Annotated in this window: 19 protein-coding genes; 13 read left to right on the top strand and 6 right to left on the bottom strand. The window is 64.3% G+C overall.

The features are described 5' to 3' along the window. The first annotated feature begins 15 nt into the window (after nucleotides 1-15). Entirely contained in the window at nucleotides 16-900 is an 885-nt protein-coding gene (locus BJA_RS39770; RefSeq protein WP_011090560.1) for a LysR family transcriptional regulator, read from the top strand. Nucleotides 901-986: 86 nt separating this feature from the next. On the opposite strand, the gene BJA_RS39775 is transcribed toward BJA_RS39770, so the two are convergent. Next, complete coding sequence (locus BJA_RS39775; RefSeq protein ID WP_011090561.1) at nucleotides 987-1,406, bottom strand: PaaI family thioesterase; 420 nt, start codon at nucleotides 1,404-1,406, stop codon at nucleotides 987-989. 227 nt (nucleotides 1,407-1,633) lie between these two features. After that, nucleotides 1,634-2,803, bottom strand: coding sequence for a 4-hydroxybenzoate 3-monooxygenase (gene pobA / locus BJA_RS39780; RefSeq protein WP_011090562.1), 1,170 nt, complete (start codon nucleotides 2,801-2,803; stop codon nucleotides 1,634-1,636). Nucleotides 2,804-3,068: 265 nt separating this feature from the next. Between pobA and BJA_RS39785 the strand changes: the two genes are divergently transcribed. From BJA_RS39785 to BJA_RS39830, 10 genes are all read left to right on the top strand, one after another. After that, a complete protein-coding gene (locus BJA_RS39785; RefSeq protein ID WP_011090563.1) occupies nucleotides 3,069-4,085 on the top strand; it encodes a TRAP transporter substrate-binding protein in 1,017 nt (338 codons plus the stop codon). A 285-nt stretch (nucleotides 4,086-4,370) separates the two neighbouring features. Beyond that, nucleotides 4,371-4,880: a TRAP transporter small permease gene (locus tag BJA_RS39790; protein ID WP_011090564.1), complete on the top strand. Its 510-nt coding sequence runs from the start codon at nucleotides 4,371-4,373 to the stop codon at nucleotides 4,878-4,880. A 2-nt stretch (nucleotides 4,881-4,882) separates the two neighbouring features. Next, nucleotides 4,883-6,202 carry a TRAP transporter large permease gene (locus BJA_RS39795; RefSeq protein ID WP_011090565.1) on the top strand — a complete coding sequence of 440 codons (1,320 nt, stop codon included), beginning with the start codon at nucleotides 4,883-4,885 and terminating at the stop codon, nucleotides 6,200-6,202. Between the two features lie 237 nt (nucleotides 6,203-6,439). Beyond that, on the top strand, nucleotides 6,440-6,898 hold the full coding sequence (locus BJA_RS39800) for a DUF3237 domain-containing protein (RefSeq protein WP_011090566.1): 459 nt from the start codon (nucleotides 6,440-6,442) through the stop codon (nucleotides 6,896-6,898). A 79-nt stretch (nucleotides 6,899-6,977) separates the two neighbouring features. Continuing rightward, nucleotides 6,978-7,658, top strand: a complete 681-nt coding sequence (locus BJA_RS39805) for a DUF2270 domain-containing protein (RefSeq protein WP_011090567.1) — start codon at nucleotides 6,978-6,980, stop codon at nucleotides 7,656-7,658. 129 nt (nucleotides 7,659-7,787) lie between these two features. Beyond that, nucleotides 7,788-8,597 carry a crotonase/enoyl-CoA hydratase family protein gene (locus tag BJA_RS39810; RefSeq protein WP_011090568.1) on the top strand — a complete coding sequence of 270 codons (810 nt, stop codon included), beginning with the start codon at nucleotides 7,788-7,790 and terminating at the stop codon, nucleotides 8,595-8,597. Further along, nucleotides 8,594-10,477, top strand: a complete 1,884-nt coding sequence (locus tag BJA_RS39815) for a feruloyl-CoA synthase (RefSeq protein ID WP_011090569.1) — start codon at nucleotides 8,594-8,596, stop codon at nucleotides 10,475-10,477. The genes BJA_RS39810 and BJA_RS39815 overlap by 4 nt, the downstream gene beginning before the upstream one ends. 25 nt (nucleotides 10,478-10,502) lie before the next feature. Beyond that, nucleotides 10,503-11,264, top strand: a complete 762-nt coding sequence (locus BJA_RS39820) for an SDR family NAD(P)-dependent oxidoreductase (protein WP_011090570.1) — start codon at nucleotides 10,503-10,505, stop codon at nucleotides 11,262-11,264. 183 nt (nucleotides 11,265-11,447) lie between these two features. Continuing rightward, nucleotides 11,448-11,867, top strand: a complete 420-nt coding sequence (locus tag BJA_RS39825) for an acyl-CoA thioesterase (RefSeq protein WP_011090571.1) — start codon at nucleotides 11,448-11,450, stop codon at nucleotides 11,865-11,867. A 94-nt stretch (nucleotides 11,868-11,961) separates the two neighbouring features. Further along, on the top strand, nucleotides 11,962-13,113 hold the full coding sequence (locus BJA_RS39830; protein WP_011090572.1) for an ABC transporter substrate-binding protein: 1,152 nt from the start codon (nucleotides 11,962-11,964) through the stop codon (nucleotides 13,111-13,113). Nucleotides 13,114-13,189: 76 nt separating this feature from the next. Here BJA_RS39830 and BJA_RS39835 read toward each other — a convergent pair whose 3' ends face one another. Then, nucleotides 13,190-13,918 (bottom strand): glutathione S-transferase family protein, encoded by a 729-nt coding sequence (locus BJA_RS39835; RefSeq protein ID WP_011090573.1) that lies wholly within the window; start codon nucleotides 13,916-13,918, stop codon nucleotides 13,190-13,192. A gap of 31 nt (nucleotides 13,919-13,949) precedes the next feature. Beyond that, nucleotides 13,950-14,213, bottom strand: a complete 264-nt coding sequence (locus tag BJA_RS39840; RefSeq protein WP_011090574.1) for a hypothetical protein — start codon at nucleotides 14,211-14,213, stop codon at nucleotides 13,950-13,952. A 124-nt stretch (nucleotides 14,214-14,337) separates the two neighbouring features. On the opposite strand from BJA_RS39840, the gene BJA_RS39845 reads away from it, so the two are divergent. Both BJA_RS39845 and BJA_RS39850 read left to right on the top strand, forming a co-directional pair. Next, the gene (locus BJA_RS39845; RefSeq protein WP_011090575.1) at nucleotides 14,338-15,036 is read left to right on the top strand and encodes a helix-turn-helix transcriptional regulator; all 699 of its coding nucleotides are present in this window, start codon (nucleotides 14,338-14,340) and stop codon (nucleotides 15,034-15,036) included. A 5-nt stretch (nucleotides 15,037-15,041) separates the two neighbouring features. Beyond that, complete coding sequence (locus tag BJA_RS39850; RefSeq protein ID WP_038966146.1) at nucleotides 15,042-15,365, top strand: YkgJ family cysteine cluster protein; 324 nt, start codon at nucleotides 15,042-15,044, stop codon at nucleotides 15,363-15,365. Here the strand turns inward: BJA_RS39850 and BJA_RS39855 are convergent. Both BJA_RS39855 and BJA_RS39860 read right to left on the bottom strand, forming a co-directional pair. After that, nucleotides 15,362-15,760: a hypothetical protein gene (locus tag BJA_RS39855; RefSeq protein WP_028173785.1), complete on the bottom strand. Its 399-nt coding sequence runs from the start codon at nucleotides 15,758-15,760 to the stop codon at nucleotides 15,362-15,364. The genes BJA_RS39850 and BJA_RS39855 overlap by 4 nt on opposite strands. Nucleotides 15,761-15,981: 221 nt before the next feature. Next, nucleotides 15,982-16,329: a DUF3307 domain-containing protein gene (locus tag BJA_RS39860; RefSeq protein ID WP_049832502.1), complete on the bottom strand. Its 348-nt coding sequence runs from the start codon at nucleotides 16,327-16,329 to the stop codon at nucleotides 15,982-15,984. Nucleotides 16,330-16,559: the final 230 nt, after the last annotated feature.

Raw genomic sequence — 16,559 nt, forward strand, 5'->3', positions numbered from 1 at the left:
ATATGCAATAATGCCATGGACCGCCTGGAAGCCATGCACGTGTTCGTCACCGTTGCCGATCTGCGCGGCTTTGCGCCGGCGGCGCGCAAGTTGCACCTGTCGCCCTCGGCGGTGACGCGGCTGATCGCGGCGCTGGAAGAGCATCTCGGCGCCCGGCTGTTGCAGCGGACCACGCGGCAGGTGACGCTGACCGATGTCGGCACACGCTATCTGGAGCGCGCGCGGCGCATTCTCGCCGATGTCGAGGAGGCCGACGGCTCGGCGCGGGAAGAGCGTAACCGGCCGAGCGGGCGGCTGGTGGTGTCGGCACCGGTCGGCTTCGGCCGGCTGCATGTCGGGCCGGTCATGACCGCCTATCTGAAGCGCTATCCCGAGGTTGCCGGCGAATTGCGGCTGTCCGACCATCTCGTCAATCTCGTGGAAGACGCCGTCGATGTGGCGGTGCGGATCGGCCATCTCGCCGATTCGTCCCTCGTCGCGCGCCAGGTCGGCGAGATGCGGCGGATCGTGGTGGCCGCGCCCGGCTATCTGAAGCGCCATGGCGAACCGAAGACGCCGGAAGCGCTCGCCTCGCACCAGACCATCCAGTTCGGACCATCCGCCAGCTGGCATTTCATGCAGGACGGCCGCGACATCGAGGTGACGACGAACCCGCGCCTCACCAGCAATAGCGCTGACGCCGCCCTGCAATATGCCGAGGCCGGCGGCGGCGTCACGCGGGTGCTGGCCTATCAGGCCGCCGAGGGCTTGAAGCGCGGGCGGCTGAAGGTCGTGCTGGCGAAATACGAGCAGCCGGCGCTGCCCATCCATGTCGTCTATCCGACCTCGCGCCTGCTCTCGGCCAAGGTGCGCGCGTTCGTCGATCTCGTGGTGGAGACGGCGGAGTGGCGGTTTGGGTGAAGGCGGTCATTCCGGGGCTCGCAAAGCGAGAACCCGGAATCTCGAGATTCCGGGTTCGATGCTTTCGCATCGCCCCGGAATGACAGCTAGCCCTTCTTCGGCACCACCCGAAACGTCCCGCTGGCCCGCGCTATCACGGTGTCGTCGGCCTTGACCAGGCACTGCGCGAAACAGATCGTGCTGCCGGTCTTGATCACCTCGCCCTCGACCGCGAGCCACTGGCCGATTTCGGCGGCGCCGACATAGTCGACCGACAACGAGATCGTGACGAAGGACGTCGTCCAGCCGGTCGCCTGTGCGCAGCTGTAACCCATGGCGGCATCGGCGAGCGCCGCGATCAGTCCGCCATGGATGAGCCCGCGCGCGTTGGTGTGCGGCTTGGCCAGGCGCAGGCCGATGATCACGGCCTTGTCGGCCTTCTTCGAGTAGAGCGGCTCCCAGGGATCGGTGAGCGGGGCTTTGCGGAAATGCGGCTCGAAGCCGGCGGGAATGTCGGTGGCGGTCATCGCTGTCTCGCGTTGCTGGTTGCCAGCATTGAACGCGATGGGCGTGGCGGACGCATCACCTACAAAGTTTTAAACGGAATTTGCGCGGGTGTTTGAAACGGGCGGCGGCGTTGCGAGGAATGCAACGCCCGTAGGGTGGGCAAAGGCGCAACGCGCCGTGCCCACCATCTCTCCACAAACGCATAGCTGGTGGGCACGCTTCGCTTTGCCCACCCTACGGCACTTCTCTAAAACGGCAGCCCCACATAATTCTCCGACAGCGACGACATCGCGGCCTGCGACTGCGTGACGTAGTCGAGTTCGGCGAGCTGGATGCGGGCGCCGATGGCGCCGGTGTCGGGGAATTTGTGCAGCATCGAGGTCATCCACCAGGAGAAGCGCACCGCCTTCCAGACGCGCGCCAGTGCCTTGGCGGAATAGGCGTCGATGCCGGCGCTGGACTTCTCGTCGTAGAATTCGCGCAGCGCGCTCGACAGATAATGCGCGTCGCTGGCCGCAAGGTTCAGTCCCTTGGCGCCGGTCGGCGGCACGATGTGGGCGGCATCGCCGCACAGGAACATTTTGCCGAAGCGCATCGGCTCGGCGACGAAGCTGCGCAAGGGGGCGATACTCTTCTCGATCGAGGGACCGGTGACGAGGCTGTCGGCGGCCTCCTGGTCGAGCCGACGCTTCAATTCGTCCCAGAAGCGGTCGTCGGGCCATTGGTCGACATGGTCGTCCAGCGAGCACTGCACATAGTAGCGGCTGCGCTTCATCGAGCGCATGGTGCAGAGCGCAAAGCCGAGGGCGTGGTTGGAGTAGATCAGCTCGTGGCTGACCGGCGGCGTCTCGGAGAGAATGCCGAGCCAACCGAACGGATAGACCCGCTCGAACTCCTCGATCGCCGAGGCCGGAACGCTGGCGCGGCTGACGCCATGAAAACCGTCGCAGCCGGCGATGAAATCGCAATCGAGCGTGTGGGTGACGCCGTCCCTGACCCAGGTTACGCGCGGGTGACTGCCGTCGAAATCATGCGGTCGCACGTCCTTGGCCTCGTAGACCGTATCGAGGCCGGCCGCCTTACGCGCGTTCATCAGGTCGAGCGTGACCTCGGTCTGGCCGTAGATCATGACCGTCTTGCCGGTCGCGGCCTTCATGTCGATGCGATGACGGCGGCCGGAAAAGGCCAGCTCAATGCCCTCATGCACCAGGCCTTCGGCATGCGCCCGCACGCCGGCACCGACCTGGTCGAGCAGCGCGACGGTTCCCTCCTCCAGAAGACCGGCGCGGATGCGGCCGAGCACGTAGTCCGGGCTCTGCCGCTCCAGGATGAAATTGTCGATGCCGTAATTGTGCAGCAGTTGCCCAAGCAACAATCCAGCCGGCCCGGCCCCGATGATTGCGACTTTTGTCCGCAATACTTGCTCCTCCCGATCCTGTAGGCTTTCGTCGCGGCTCGCTTGTCGCGATGATCCGCGCAAGTTAATTATATCATATAACGGTTGGGCAAAAGGGGAGTGCTGGTCGCGCTAGCATCGACAAATCCATGCAACATGGCTGACGTACAGGACGCGACAACGTGCGCGCCAATTCCGGCTTGAACGCGCCGGCCAATTAGATAACATGTTAAATAACGAGACCGGGCCATCGAAGCCCGCCGTCGAAAACAGGGAGAGACGTGTGATGAGGAAAGCCTGTCTGGCTTTGTTGCTCGCAGCAAGCGTGACGCCGGCGTTGGCGCAGGACAAGACCTTCGACTTGAAGATCTCGCACTGGGTGCCGGCATCGCACCCGCTGCAAAAATCGCTGGAAGACTGGGTGGCCGCGGTGAACAAGGATTCCGGCGGCACCATTACGGGCAAGGTGTTTCCGGCCCAGCAGCTCGGCAAGGCGTTCGATCATTACGACATGGCGCGCGATGGCATCGCCGATGTCACCTATGTCAATCCCGGCTATCAGCCCGGCCGCTTCCCGATCGTCGGCGCCGGCGAATTGCCGTTCCTGATCTCGGATGCCAAGGGCGGCTCGATGGGGCTCGACGCCTGGTATCGCAAATATGCCGAGAAGGAGATGAAGGACGTCAAATACTGCCTCGCCTTCGTCCACTCGCCCTCCTCCTTCCATTCCAAAACCAAGAAGATCGTGATGCCGGAGGACGTGAAGGGGCTGAAGATCCGTCCCGCGCACGCCACCATGGCGAACTTCGTCACCTCGCTCGGCGGCACCAATGTGCAGTCCTCCGCGCCCGAAGTGCGCGACATCATCGAGCGCGGCGTCGCCGACGGCGTCACCTTCCCATGGGGTTCCCTCGTGCTGTTCGGCATCGACAAGGTGACCAAGTACGACATGGAGGCGCCGCTCTACACCACGACCTTCGTGTTCGTGATCAACAAGGACAAGTACAATGCGATGTCCGACAAGCAGAAGGCCGCAATCGACAAGAACTGCTCGGTCGAGATGGCCGGCGTGGTCGGCGAGCACTGGGGCAAGTTCGAGGACGCCGGCGTCGACAAGGTGAAGGCGGAAGAGGGGCACGAGGTCTACAAGCTGACACAAGAGCAGACCGCGGCCTGGAAGAAAGCCGCCGAGCCGCTGGTCAAGACCTGGGGCGACGGCGCCAAGAAAGCGGGCGCCGATCCGGACGCCGCGCTGGCGGATTTGAAGGCCTCGCTGAAGAAGTACAACGCGCTGGCGGAGTAGCGCTTCGTTGAAACAGATGCGGCGGCGAGAGACATCTCGCCGCCGTCATTCTGCAAGTGCGCTGTTAGGAGCGCACGACGCTTCCTCCCCCTCTCCCCGCCTGCGGGGAGAGGGTTGGGGTGAGGGGGAGTCTCCGCGGGGACGGTGAAAGTTGGACTCGCGGAGAGCCCCCCTCACCCGGAATCCGCGCTTGCGCGCGCATTCCGGCCTCTCCCCGCAAGCGGGGAGAGGCGAACGACCGCCTTCTGAGCCGAGAGCGAGAATGACATCACTCAGGACACACCCATGAAGCGCGCCTGGATGGATCGCTTTATCGACACGATCGAATGGATCGCGGCCGGCTTCGTCGGCCTCGTCGCGCTCGACATCTTCGTGTCGGTTCTGCTGCGCAACACGCTGAACTATTCGATCCCCGACAGCTTCGACATCGGCCGCATGCTGCTCGGCATCCTGATCTTCTGGGGCATCGCTGCGACCTCCTATCGCGGCACCCACATCACGGTCGACCTGGTCTGGGGCAATGTCGAGCCGCGCTATCAGCGCTGGATCGACGTGTTCGCGACCCTGGTGCTGCTGTTCGTCGTCACGGTGCAGACCTGGACCCTGTTCGACAAGGTGCGCGGCACCTACAACGACAACGTCCAGACCTTCGACATGCACATGCCGACCTGGCCGTTCTTCGCGATTGCCTGGATCGGCGACGTCTCCGCCGTGCTGCTGATCGCGATCCGCACCTACCGGCTGATCTTCCATCCCGAAGAAATGCACGACCCCAAGCTGAAGGCGACGGAGTAATCATGAGCACCGATGCCGTCGCCGTAATCGGCTTCGTTTCCCTGTTTGCGTTGATGCTGCTGCGCGTGCCCGTCGGCATGGCCATGGGCCTCGTCGGCGTCTCCGGCTTCTCCTATCTGGTCGGCGCCACGCCGGCGCTGAAACTGGTCGGCCAGACCTCGATGCGCACGGTCACCGACTACACGTTCGGCGTCATCCCGATGTTCCTGCTGATGGGCTCCTTCGTCAGCAATTCCGGCATGAGCCGCGAGCTGTTCCGCGCCGCCAACGGGTTCGTCGGACATTTGCGCGGCGGGCTCGGCATCGCCACCGTCGGGGCCTGCGGCGGCTTTGCCGCGATCTGCGGCTCCTCGGTTGCGACCGCCGCGACCTTCTCCGCCGTCGCCTACCCCGAGATGCGCCGCTTCGGCTATCCGCAGTCGTTCGCCACCGGCGTGATCGCGGCCGGCGGCACGCTCGGCGCGATGCTGCCGCCCTCCACCGTGCTGGCGGTCTACGGCATCATCACCGAGCAGGACATCGGAAAACTCTTCATCGCCGGCATCATTCCGGGCCTGCTGGCGATGACCATGTACATGATCACGATCGCCCTGATCGGATACTTCCGGCCGGACTTCCTGCCCAAGGGCAAGGTGCTGCCGTGGCGCGAGCGCTTTGCCGGCCTGAAGGAGATCTGGGCCCCGGTCCTGCTGTTCGTCTTCGTCATCGGCGGCCTTTACGGCTTGCCCTTCCTGCCGCGCTTCACGCCGACGGAAGCCGGCGGCGTCGGGGCCACCGGCGCCTTCATCATCGGCGTCTTCACCGGCCGGCTCGACCGCGAGAAGATTTTGGCCTCGCTGCTCCAGGCGACGCGCACCGCCGCCGCGGTGTTCACCGTGCTGATCGGTGCGCTGATCTTCGGCTATTTCCTCACGGTGACGCAGACGCCGCAGAAGGTGACGGAATTTTTGACCGGCCTCGGCCTCGGCCCCTACGGCGTGCTGGCACTGATCATGGTGATGTATCTCGTGCTCGGCTGCCTGATGGACGCCATGGCGATGATCATCCTCACCGTGCCGATCATCTTCCCCGTCATCATGCATCTCGGCTTCGACCCGATCTGGTTCGGCGTCATCATCGTGATGACCGTCGAGCTCGGCCTGATCCACCCGCCGGTCGGCATGAACGTCTTCGTCATAAAAAGCGTGGTGAAGGACGTCTCCTTCTCCACCATCTTCAAGGGCGTGATCCCGTTCGTGGCGACGGATCTGGTGCGGCTGGTGATCCTGATCGCCTTCCCGCTGCTGGCGACCTGGCTGCCGACGCGGATGATGGCGCATTAATGATGGATTGAATGCGGGTTCTCGCCGCAACGGCGGTGATCTCCCTCGCCCCGCTTGCGGGGAGAGGGTTGGGGTGAGGGGGAGCCTCCGCGAGGACGGTGACAGTCGGACTCGCGGAGACTCCCCCTCACCCGGAATCCGCGCTACGCGCGCATTCCGGCCTCTCCCCGCAGGCGGGGAGAGGCGAAGACACCGGCGCCTTCTGACCGTGTGACCGTGTGACCGTTGGAGTGACACATGACCCCCACCCTCGACACCAAATACGTCTTCACCATCACCGCCCGCATCGGCGACGTCGTCACCGCCGGCGAGACCGGCATCGGGGTCCGCCGCATCATTCCGATCATCGGCGGCGAGGTGACGGGCGCGGTCACCGGCAAGGTGCTGCCGTTCGGCGCCGACTTCCAGACCATCCGCCCCAACGAGCTGATCGACCTAGAAGCGAAATACGCCTTCGAGACCGCCGACGGCGCCATCGTCTATGTCGAGAACAAGGGCATCCGCTTCGGCCCGGTCGAGCTGCTGCAAGAGCTCAAGCGCGGCGAGCCGGTCGATCCGAAACTGATCTATTTCCGGACCGTGCCGCGGTTCGAGACCGGGCATGAAAAGTATCGCTGGCTGATGGAGCACATTTTTGTAGCTTCAGCCGCACGCCACGCGGACCGCGTCGTGATCGACGTCCATCAGGTGATGTGAGGAATCGGTCTTTGACCCAGGGCGAACCTGGTTCAGAATGTGATCTGCACCAAGTTGTGCAGACCACGGGAGTCCCACCATGTCTCTTATGGCTTCCAGCGAACCAGTCCCCCAACACACCTTCGACTCCGCCGAAATGGGCGCCATCGCTCATCTCTACCGCGGCGAGGTCTATCGATCGACGATCTGGCGAACGCGGCTCGACAACACGACCAATTGGGCGATCGTCACGATGGGCATCGCGCTGTCGACGACATTTTCGAGCCCGGAGGCTTCGCCTCTACCACTCGTGCTTGTCGGACTGCTCCTTGCCGTGTTCCTTGGTATGGAGGCGCGGCGTTATCGCTATTTCAATGTCTGGCGTGCCCGGGCTCGTTGGCTGGAGAGGAATTTCTATGCGCCAATCTTCACCGGTGAAGCGCACGACGATAGCTGGAAGGCCGTTCTCGCGCGCGACTACACTGCGCCCCGCCATCACATTTCATTTGTCCGCGCTACCGGACGGCGGTTGCGTCGCAACTACGTCTGGATATTCGCCATCCAGGCGACAGCCTATTACGGCAAGATTGCAATCCATCCGACGCCTGCAATGACCTTGACGGAACTTATCGATCGCGCCGCCGTCGGACCGATTCCCGGCTGGGTCGTTCTGATCGTAGGCTTTGCCTACAATTTCGGGTGGCTGGCGTTTGCGCTCGGCACGATGTGGCTCGACCGGCGCGAGCACGGGACCAAGGGCGACCGGGTGGCGATGGGCTGATGACATCGGCGGCTACCCGTTCCCCGGGGGAGCCGAGACGAGCGTAGCTGCCCCGACGCCAGGGAGGGCCTCCCTTGTTGACTCCTTGTAAATTCGTTATACAACATAACTATTCTGATAAGGACGCAAATGACACAGGGAAACGCCGAGACCGCTGACGCGGGTGCCTCCGGGCTGTTGAGGATCGAGCGGGCCGACAGGGTTCTGACCGTGGGCCTGAACCGGCCGGCCAAGCGCAATGCGCTCAATGACGGCATCATCCTGGAAATCGGCGAGTGCTTTGCGTCCCTGCCCGAGGATATCGGCGCGGTCGTCATCCACGGCATCGGCGACCATTTCTCCTCCGGCCTCGACCTGTCCGAACTGACGGAGCACGACGCGACCGGCGGGCTGCTCCATTCGCAGATGTGGCACCGGGTGTTCGACCGCATCCAGTATAGCCGCGTGCCCGTGATCGCCGCGCTCCGGGGTGCCGTGATCGGCGGCGGGCTGGAGCTCGCCTGCGCCGCCCATATTCGCGTCGCCGAGCCCTCGACCTATTTCGCGCTGCCGGAGGGGCAGCGCGGCATCTTCGTCGGCGGCGGCGGCTCGGTGCGGCTGCCGCGGCTGATCGGCGTTGCCAGGATGATGGACATGATGCTGACCGGCCGCGTCTATAGCGCGACCGAAGGCGCTTCCTACGGCTTTGCGCAATATCTGACCGAAGCCGGCAACGGGCTCGGCAAGGCGCTTGAGCTTGCGACCAAGATCGCCTCCAACGCGCCGCTGACGAATTTCGCCGTGCTCCAGGCGCTGCCGATGATCGCGGAAGCCAATCCGCAGACCGGCCTGTTGATGGAATCGCTGATGGCCACCGTCGCCCAGAGCGACAAGGAAGCAAAGCGCAGGATCCGCGAATTCCTCGAGCACAAGACCGCCAAGGTGAAGCCAAAGTCATGAATGCACAGCCGTCCTCTTCCGGCACGGAGCGCGGCGCAAGCACTTTCCCGCTGCGGCCGATTTCGTTCGGCGATCCCGTCGTCAATATCGAACGGCGTGAGGACGGGACGATCTACCTGCGGCCGAAGCAGCCGCTCGGCGACTATTCCGTCCGCATCACCGACCGTCTGCATCATTGGGCGACGACGACGCCGGACCGCGTCTTCATGGCGGAGCGCGAAGGCGGCCGCGGCTGGCGCAAGATCACCTATGCCGAGCTGCTCACCGCGAGCCGGCACATCGCCTCGGCGCTGATCCAGCGCGGCTTGTCGGCGGACCGGCCGGTGGTCATCCTCTCCGGCAATTCGATCGACCATGCGCTTTTGGCCTTCGGCGCGTTCTATGCCGGCGTTCCGTTCTGCCCGGTGTCGCCGGCCTATTCGCTGGTGTCGAAGGATTACGGCAAGCTCTCCTATCTGATGAAGCTCTTGACGCCCGGCCTCGTCTTCGCCGAGGACGCCGACAAGTTCTCGGATGCGCTCGCTGCCAATGTTTCGCTCGGCACCGAGATCGCCGCCTCCTACGGCCATGTGGCGGGCCGCGACGTCACGCTGCTCGCCGACCTCATGGCGACGCCGATCCGCGGCGATCTCGACGAAGTCCACGGCAAGATCGGCCCCGATACGATCGCGAAATTCCTGCTGACGTCGGGCTCGACCGGCAATCCCAAGGCCGTCATCAACACCCAGCGCATGATCTGCGCCAACCAGGTGATGCTGCGCGAGACCCTCGCCTTCCTCAAGGACGAGCCGCCCGTCATCATCGACTGGCTGCCCTGGAATCACACCTTTGGCGGCAACCACAATATCGGCCTGACGCTCTACAATGGCGGCTCGATGTATCTGGACGCCGGCAAGCCGATGCCCGGTGGCATCGAGGAGACCGTGCGCAATCTCCAGGAGATTTCGCCGACCGTCTATTTCAACGTGCCGAAGGGCTATGAGTCGCTGCTGCCCTATCTGCGCGACGACCAGGGCCTGCGCGCGAAATTCTTCGACCGGCTGCATGCGATGTTCTTCTCGGGCGCGGCGCTGTCGCCGTTCGTCTGGGACAGCCTCGACGAGCTCGCGGTGAAGGAAAAAGGCTATCGCGTGCCGATGCTGACCGGCCTTGGCGCGACCGAGACCGCGCCGTTCTTCATGTCGGTCAATCCGCGCACCAGCCGCTCCGGCCATGTCGGCCTCCCCGTCTCCGGCAACGACGCCAAGCTGGTGCCGAACAACGGCAAGCTCGAGGTCCGCGCCAAGGGGCCGAACGTGATGCCCGGCTACTGGCGCCAGGCGGATATCACCGCAAAATCCTTCGACGAAGAAGGATTCTACAAGTTGGGCGACGCGCTCAAGCCTGCCGATCCCGATGATCTCAACGCCGGCTTCGATTTCGACGGCCGCGTCAGCGAGGACTTCAAGCTCGCGAGCGGTACCTGGGTCAGTGTCGGCCCCTTGCGCGCGCGCTTCGTTGCGGCCTGCGCACCGCTGGTGCGCGACGTCGTCATCGCCGGCATCAACCGCGACGAGGTCTCCGCGCTGGTCGTGCTCGACCTCGACGGCTGTAGGCTGGTCAACCCGACGCTGCCGGCCGACGACCTCGTCGTCGCGACGCGCGACCGGCTGGTGCGCGAGGCCTTTCGCGAGCGCCTGACCCGTTTCCTCGGCTCGGCCACCGGTTCCTCGACGCGGATCACGCGCGCGATCCTGATGGACACGCCGCTCTCGATCGACAAGGGCGAGGTCACCGACAAGGGCTCGATCAACCAGCGCGCGGTGCTGGAGCATCGCGGCGCGCTGATCGACGAGCTCTACGCTGCCAATCCATCGGACCGTGTGATATCGGTCGGCTAAGAAACCATCGCTACAGGAGAACGCCATGTTGTTGAAGGATCAGGCAGCCATCGTCACCGGCGGCGCATCGGGGCTGGGCGCGGCGACCGCGCGAAAACTGGCGGCGCAGGGCGCCAAGGTCGCGGTGTGCGACCTCAATGCCAAGCTCGCCGAAACCGTCGCCGCCGAGATCAAGGGCGTGGCGGTGACCTGCGACGTCTCCGACGCCGCTTCCGCTGAAGCTGCGATCGCGCAGGCGACCAAGGCCCACGGCCCCGCGCGCGTGCTGGTCAACTGCGCCGGCATCGGCGTGGCAAAACGCGTCGTCGGCCGCGACGGCCCGATGGCGCTCGCCGATTTCGACAAGGTAATCAAGGTCAACCTGATCGGCACCTTCAACATGCTCCGCCTCGCCGCAACCGAGATGTCCAAGCTCGAGCCGCAGGCGACCGGCGAGCGCGGCGTCATCATCAACACCGCCTCCGTGGCCGCCTATGACGGCCAGATCGGCCAGTCGGCCTATTCGGCCTCGAAGGGCGGCATCGTCGGCATGACGCTGCCGATCGCGCGCGAGCTCGCACAGTTCGGCATCCGCGTGCTGACGATCGCGCCCGGCCTGTTCCTCACCCCGCTGCTCGCGAACCTGCCGCAGGAAGCCCAGGATTCGCTCGCGGCCGCGATCCCCTTCCCGCGCCGGCTCGGCAATGCCGACGAGTTCGCCGCGCTCGCGCTGCACATGGTCGAGAATTCGTACCTCAACGGCGAGGTGGTGCGCCTCGACGGCTCGCTGCGCATGGCGCCGAAGTAAATTCATGAGCGATATTGCAGCAGCGTCCTCGACCTTACCTCTCCCATTGGGAGAGGTCGGCGCGCAGCGCCGGGTGAGGGGCTTTGCACTATCGAGAGACCGAAACCGCTCACCCGAATTGCTGCGCAATTCGACCTCTCCCTACGGGAGAGGTGAGAGCCGGCCCCAACGAGTACCAACCACATGTTCGTGAACCGGCGCGACGTACAGATCCAATGGGGCGATTGCGACCCCGCCAACATCGTCTATTACCCGCGCTATTTCAGCATGTTCGACGATTCGACCTCGGTCCTGTTCGAGAAGGCCGGCTTCTCGAAGCAGGACCTGGTCCACAAATACGGCCTGGTCGGTATCCCCATGGTCGACACGCGGGCCAAGTTCTACATCCCCTCGACCCATGGCGACTGGATCACCATCGAGACGAAGATCGAGAGCATCAAGCGCTCGAGCTTCGAGGTGAAGCACAATGTCTACAAGACCGCCGATCTCGCCATCGAGGCATTCGAGACCCGCGTCCTGGTCGGCCGCGACCCGGCCAATCCGGAGAAGCTGAAATCGGCACCGTTTCCGGCGGAAATGGTGACCAAGTTTACGGGAAGTTAGATCGGGGAGCTAAATCGCCGCATCACCAAAAGAGGGGGCTGAATTACCCCCCGATTTCTGCTTTCAAAGAAACACGTCAAGGGAGGAACAATAGATGAAACGCTTTTACCTGACCGCCGCGATCGCCGCGGCGACGCTTGCCCTGCCGGCCCTGCCCGCGCTGGCGCAGACCAGCGAAATCACCATCGGCATCACCACCACCACGACCGGCCCGGGCGCCGCCCTCGGCATTCCCGAGCGCAATGCGCTGGAGTTCGTGCCGAAGGAGATCGGCGGCGTGCCGCTGAAGGTGATCGTGCTCGACGACGGCGGCGATCCCACCACCGCGACCACCAACGCCCGCCGCTTCGTGACCGAATCCAAGGCCGACATCATCATGGGCTCGGCGCTGACGCCGCCGACCATCGCGGTCTCCAACGTCGCCAACGAAGCCGGCATTCCGCATTTCGGCCTCGCGCCGTTCCCGATCACGCCCGAGCGCATGAAGTGGTCGGTGGCGATGCCGCAGCCGATCCCGATCGTGGGCAAGGTGCTATACGACCACATGAAGTCGAAGGGTGTGAAGACCCTCGGCTATATCGGCTACTCCGATTCCTACGGCGACCTCTGGTTCAACGACCTGAAGGCGCAGGCCGTGCCGATGGGCATGACCATCGTGGACGAGGAGCGCTTCGCCCGTCCCGATACGTCGGTGACCGGACAGGTGCTCAAGCTCGTCGCCGCCAATCCCGACGCGATCCTGGTCGGCGCCTCCGGCACTGCGGCCGCGCTGCCGCAGACCGAGCTGCGCGAGCGTGGCTACCAGGGCCTGATCTACCAGACCCATGGCGCCGCCAGCATGGACTTCATCCGCATCGCCGGCAAAGCGGCCGAAGGCGTGCTGATGGCCTCGGGCCCCGTCATGGACCCCGAGGACCAGCCGGACGAAGCCGCCACCAAGAAGCCGGGCCTCGCGCTCAACTCGGCCTATGAAGGCAAGTACGGCCCGAACAGCCGCAGCCAGTTCGCCGGCCATTCCTATGACGCCTTCGAGATCCTGAAGCGAGTCATCCCGACCGCGCTGAAGACGGCCAAGCCCGGCACGCCGGAATTCCGCGAAGCGATCCGCCAGGCGCTGCTGTCGGAGAAGGAATTGGCTGCGAGCCAGGGCGTCTACAACTTCACCGAAAAGGACCGCTACGGCCTCGACGAGCGCTCGCGCATCCTGCTCACGGTGAAGAACGGCAAGTACACGCTGGTGAAGTAAGCGCTGCGACAGTTTCGAGACGACGAGAGCCGGCCCGATGGGCCGGCTCTTTTCTTTTGGCTTCCTTGAGGCGACGCTAAGCCGCCTGCCGCAGCGGGGTCCAGGCGAACTCCGGATAGTAATTGTCCATCATGCGGTCGACATAGGCGGTGAGGTTCGGGAAGCCCTCGGCCCGCTGCCGCAAACCGGATTCGAAGAACGGCGTCAGGATTCCGGCGAGTGCGCCGAAGGCGGTGGCATCGACACCACAGGGCTTGTTGCCCATCAGATAGGCCTTGTCGCCGAGTTGCACCGAAAGCGCGAACAGCGAGCGCACCGCGAGATCGACGTCGTCGTCCGGTGCGTGGCGGCCGAGCCCGGAGAGCAGATAGTTCTCGGCGACACGGAATTGCGCATCCTCGCGCAATTTTTCGCGATTGTGTTCCGGCGCGCCGTCGAAGAAATGCGACGGGCCCTTGGCGAAGTTGATCGGATCGACCCAGCGCGCGCCGACCAGCGCCCAATAGACGTGATGCTCGATCATGCGCTCGAACGCCCAGGCCTGTGCGCGCTCCTGCAACGAGAGCCCGGCGTCGAAATCGAAGCCGTAGCGGCGCTCGATATGGGCGCGGATGAAGGTGGAATCGGCCACCGCCTCGCCGCCGTCGTCGATGAACGGCAGCTGCCCCTTGGGGGAGGCGGGCGGCATCGCACGCTCCTTCCGGTAGGGCAGTCCCGCCATCTTGAGCTGCACCTCCGTCTTGGTGACGAAGGGGCTGATTTCCGGCAGGCCGAAGCCGGTGCCAAAGCCGTAAAGCGTGATCATAAAGCTCTCCTGAAGAAAGAGTTGACGGAACCTAACCGCGGGCTGCTGCCACCATGGTGGCAGCAGCCGTGATATCTTCTGCGAAACGGGCCCCTCGCCAGGCGCGGCCCATGATGTGGCGGACCAGCGCGTCCGCAGCCTGGATCAGCGAGCGTGTCACCATGGTCGCGAGCGCAACGCGGAGGTCGACGACGGTGAGATCGAAAAACATGAGCCGGCTGAAGGCCAAAGCGTGCAGCACGGCCTGCGCCCGCCACAGCGGACCGGCCGGGCTGAAATGGGTTGGGATGATCATGGACAAATCCTCTTCAGTCGATGTGTTGTCCCGGTATAGAACCCCCCTGCTGCCAACATCCTGTCAGCATCCACGCGCCGGATTTTGAGCGGGCTGCGGTCAGGAATTTGGAAAGAGAATTGTCATGAGACGCGCCGACCGGCTGTTTCAGATCATCCAGGTGCTGAGGCGCACGCGTAAGCCGCTGACGGCGGATGCGATTGCGGCCGAGCTCGAGACCTCCAAGCGCACGATCTATCGCGACATCGCGACACTGATCGGCCAGCGCGTGCCGATCCGCGGCGAAGCCGGCATGGGCTACATCCTGGAAAAGGGTTTTGACCTGCCGCCCCTGATGCTGACACCCGACGAGATCGAGGCGGCGGTGCTGGGCGCGCAATGGGTCGCGGGCCATGCCGATTCCACACTGGCGCGCGCGGCCGAAGATCTGATGGCGAAGATCGCCGACACCGTGCCTGAGCGCCTGCGCCCCTTCGTGCTGGAGCCCGCGAGCCGCGCGCGGCCAAGCTGGAACAGGGAGCCGGACCGCCTCGACATGGCGCGCACGCGCACCCAGATCCACGAAGGCAAGAAGATCATGCTGCGCTATCGCGACGAGCAGGGCCGCCCCAGCGAGCGCATGATCTGGCCGATCTCGGTCGGCTATCTCGAAGCCGTGCGCCTGCTCGCGGCCTGGTGCGAGCTGCGCAGCGACTTCCGCAGCTTCCGCACCGACCGCGTCGTGGAGGCGACCTATCTCGACGAGAAATATCCGGAGCGGCGCGACGTGCTGCGCGCAAAATGGCGGCAGAGCCTGGTCTGGGGCCCGCCAAAGGACACGTGACGACGATGGAAGAGCCATCCCCCATCGACCTGTCGAGCTGCTGCCAGAGCTGCGGCGCCTGCTGCGGCTATTCGGAGAACTGGCCCCGCTTCTCGATCGAGAGCGACGAGGAGCTTGCGGCGATCCCGGAGGCGCTCGTCAATGCGCGGCAGTCCGGCATGCGCTGCGAAGGCGATCGCTGCTCGGCGTTGCGTGGGGAGATCGGGAAAGAGACCGCCTGCGGCATCTACGCCGTGCGGCCGGAAGTCTGTCGCAGCTGCATGCCGGGCGACGCCGAATGCGCAATGGCGCGGCGGAAGTTCGGGCTGCCGATGATCGCGAACCCTTAGGCGGGGACAGCTTCGCTGATTTCGTCGTCGAGCTCGTCATCGAGCGGTGCAAGCACCGAGAGCGGCTTGGTCGACAGCGTGATCGGCTTGCGGCCACCCGACAGCGACGGCGAGGATTTGGCGACGCCTTCGCGCGACAGCGCGTAGAGCGTCGAGCCGACCCGGCCGCCGTTCTCGATCAGGTCGCGCTCGCTGCAGCTGCCCGCGATCGCGACCGCCAGCGAATGCAAATGGCTGCGGCGATAGCAGAACAGCGCCAGCTTCGCGCGTGCGTCAGGGGAAACACTCTCAACCAACCTCGGCAGGCCACTCTCGCTGGCGCGATACATCTCGCCAAGGAGCTCGTCGCGAACCGGGCAGAAATCGCTTTCAAAGGCGTCGCGGCTTGAAAACATTGCAGTTCTCCCTCGTGTGGGGAAGATGCAGCGCAATTCTCTAACGGAAGGTTAACCACCCCTGACGGTAGTCACCCGGGGTTCCTTGTGCGCTCCCCGCGAATCGGAAGGGGCGAGAATTGCCACTTGCCGTCATTCCGGGGCTCGCGAAGCGAGAACCCGGAATCTCGAGATTCCGGGTTCGGTCCTGCGGACCGCCCCGGAATGACGGGTGCAAGCAATCAGTTCGCCGCCATGAAGATGGAGAGGCCGAAGCCGGTCAGGTGATGGAGCGCCTGGTCGACGCCGATCAGGGTCCAGAACCAGGGGTGCGCAAGGTCGACCCCGAAATTGGCGGAGACGAACCCCTTGGCGCGGTCGATCGTGATGTGGATCACGAAATCGATGAAGGCCACGAACCAGAATTTCGGCGCGACGATCAGGATCAGCGGCAGCGCAACCGCAAGGTGAATCAGGCAATGCACCAGGAGCGGCAGGGCCCAGCCGTGCTTCTGGTCCTTGCCATGCGCCATCCAGGCGGTCTGCAGGACGAAATCAGCGATGATGTGCTTGAACGTGAGCAACAACATCCAGCCAATGAGCGCCTCAACCGGAACCGCCGATGACATGGGTGGAAACGACAAAGCTGACGCCCTCATTGAGGTGACAAGAAAAGATTGGAGCGTTCAGCGCAACTTCTTCTTGGACCGGTCAAATCGCCGGGACCTCTGATTTATGACACCTCCCGCACCGGAATGCAGCCGGGGGGAACCGGAAAATCGCCAACTGTGGCTAACTGGTGATAGGATGACCAATCGCC

The organism is Bradyrhizobium diazoefficiens USDA 110 (assembly GCF_000011365.1).
GTDB lineage: Bacteria > Pseudomonadota > Alphaproteobacteria > Rhizobiales > Xanthobacteraceae > Bradyrhizobium > Bradyrhizobium diazoefficiens.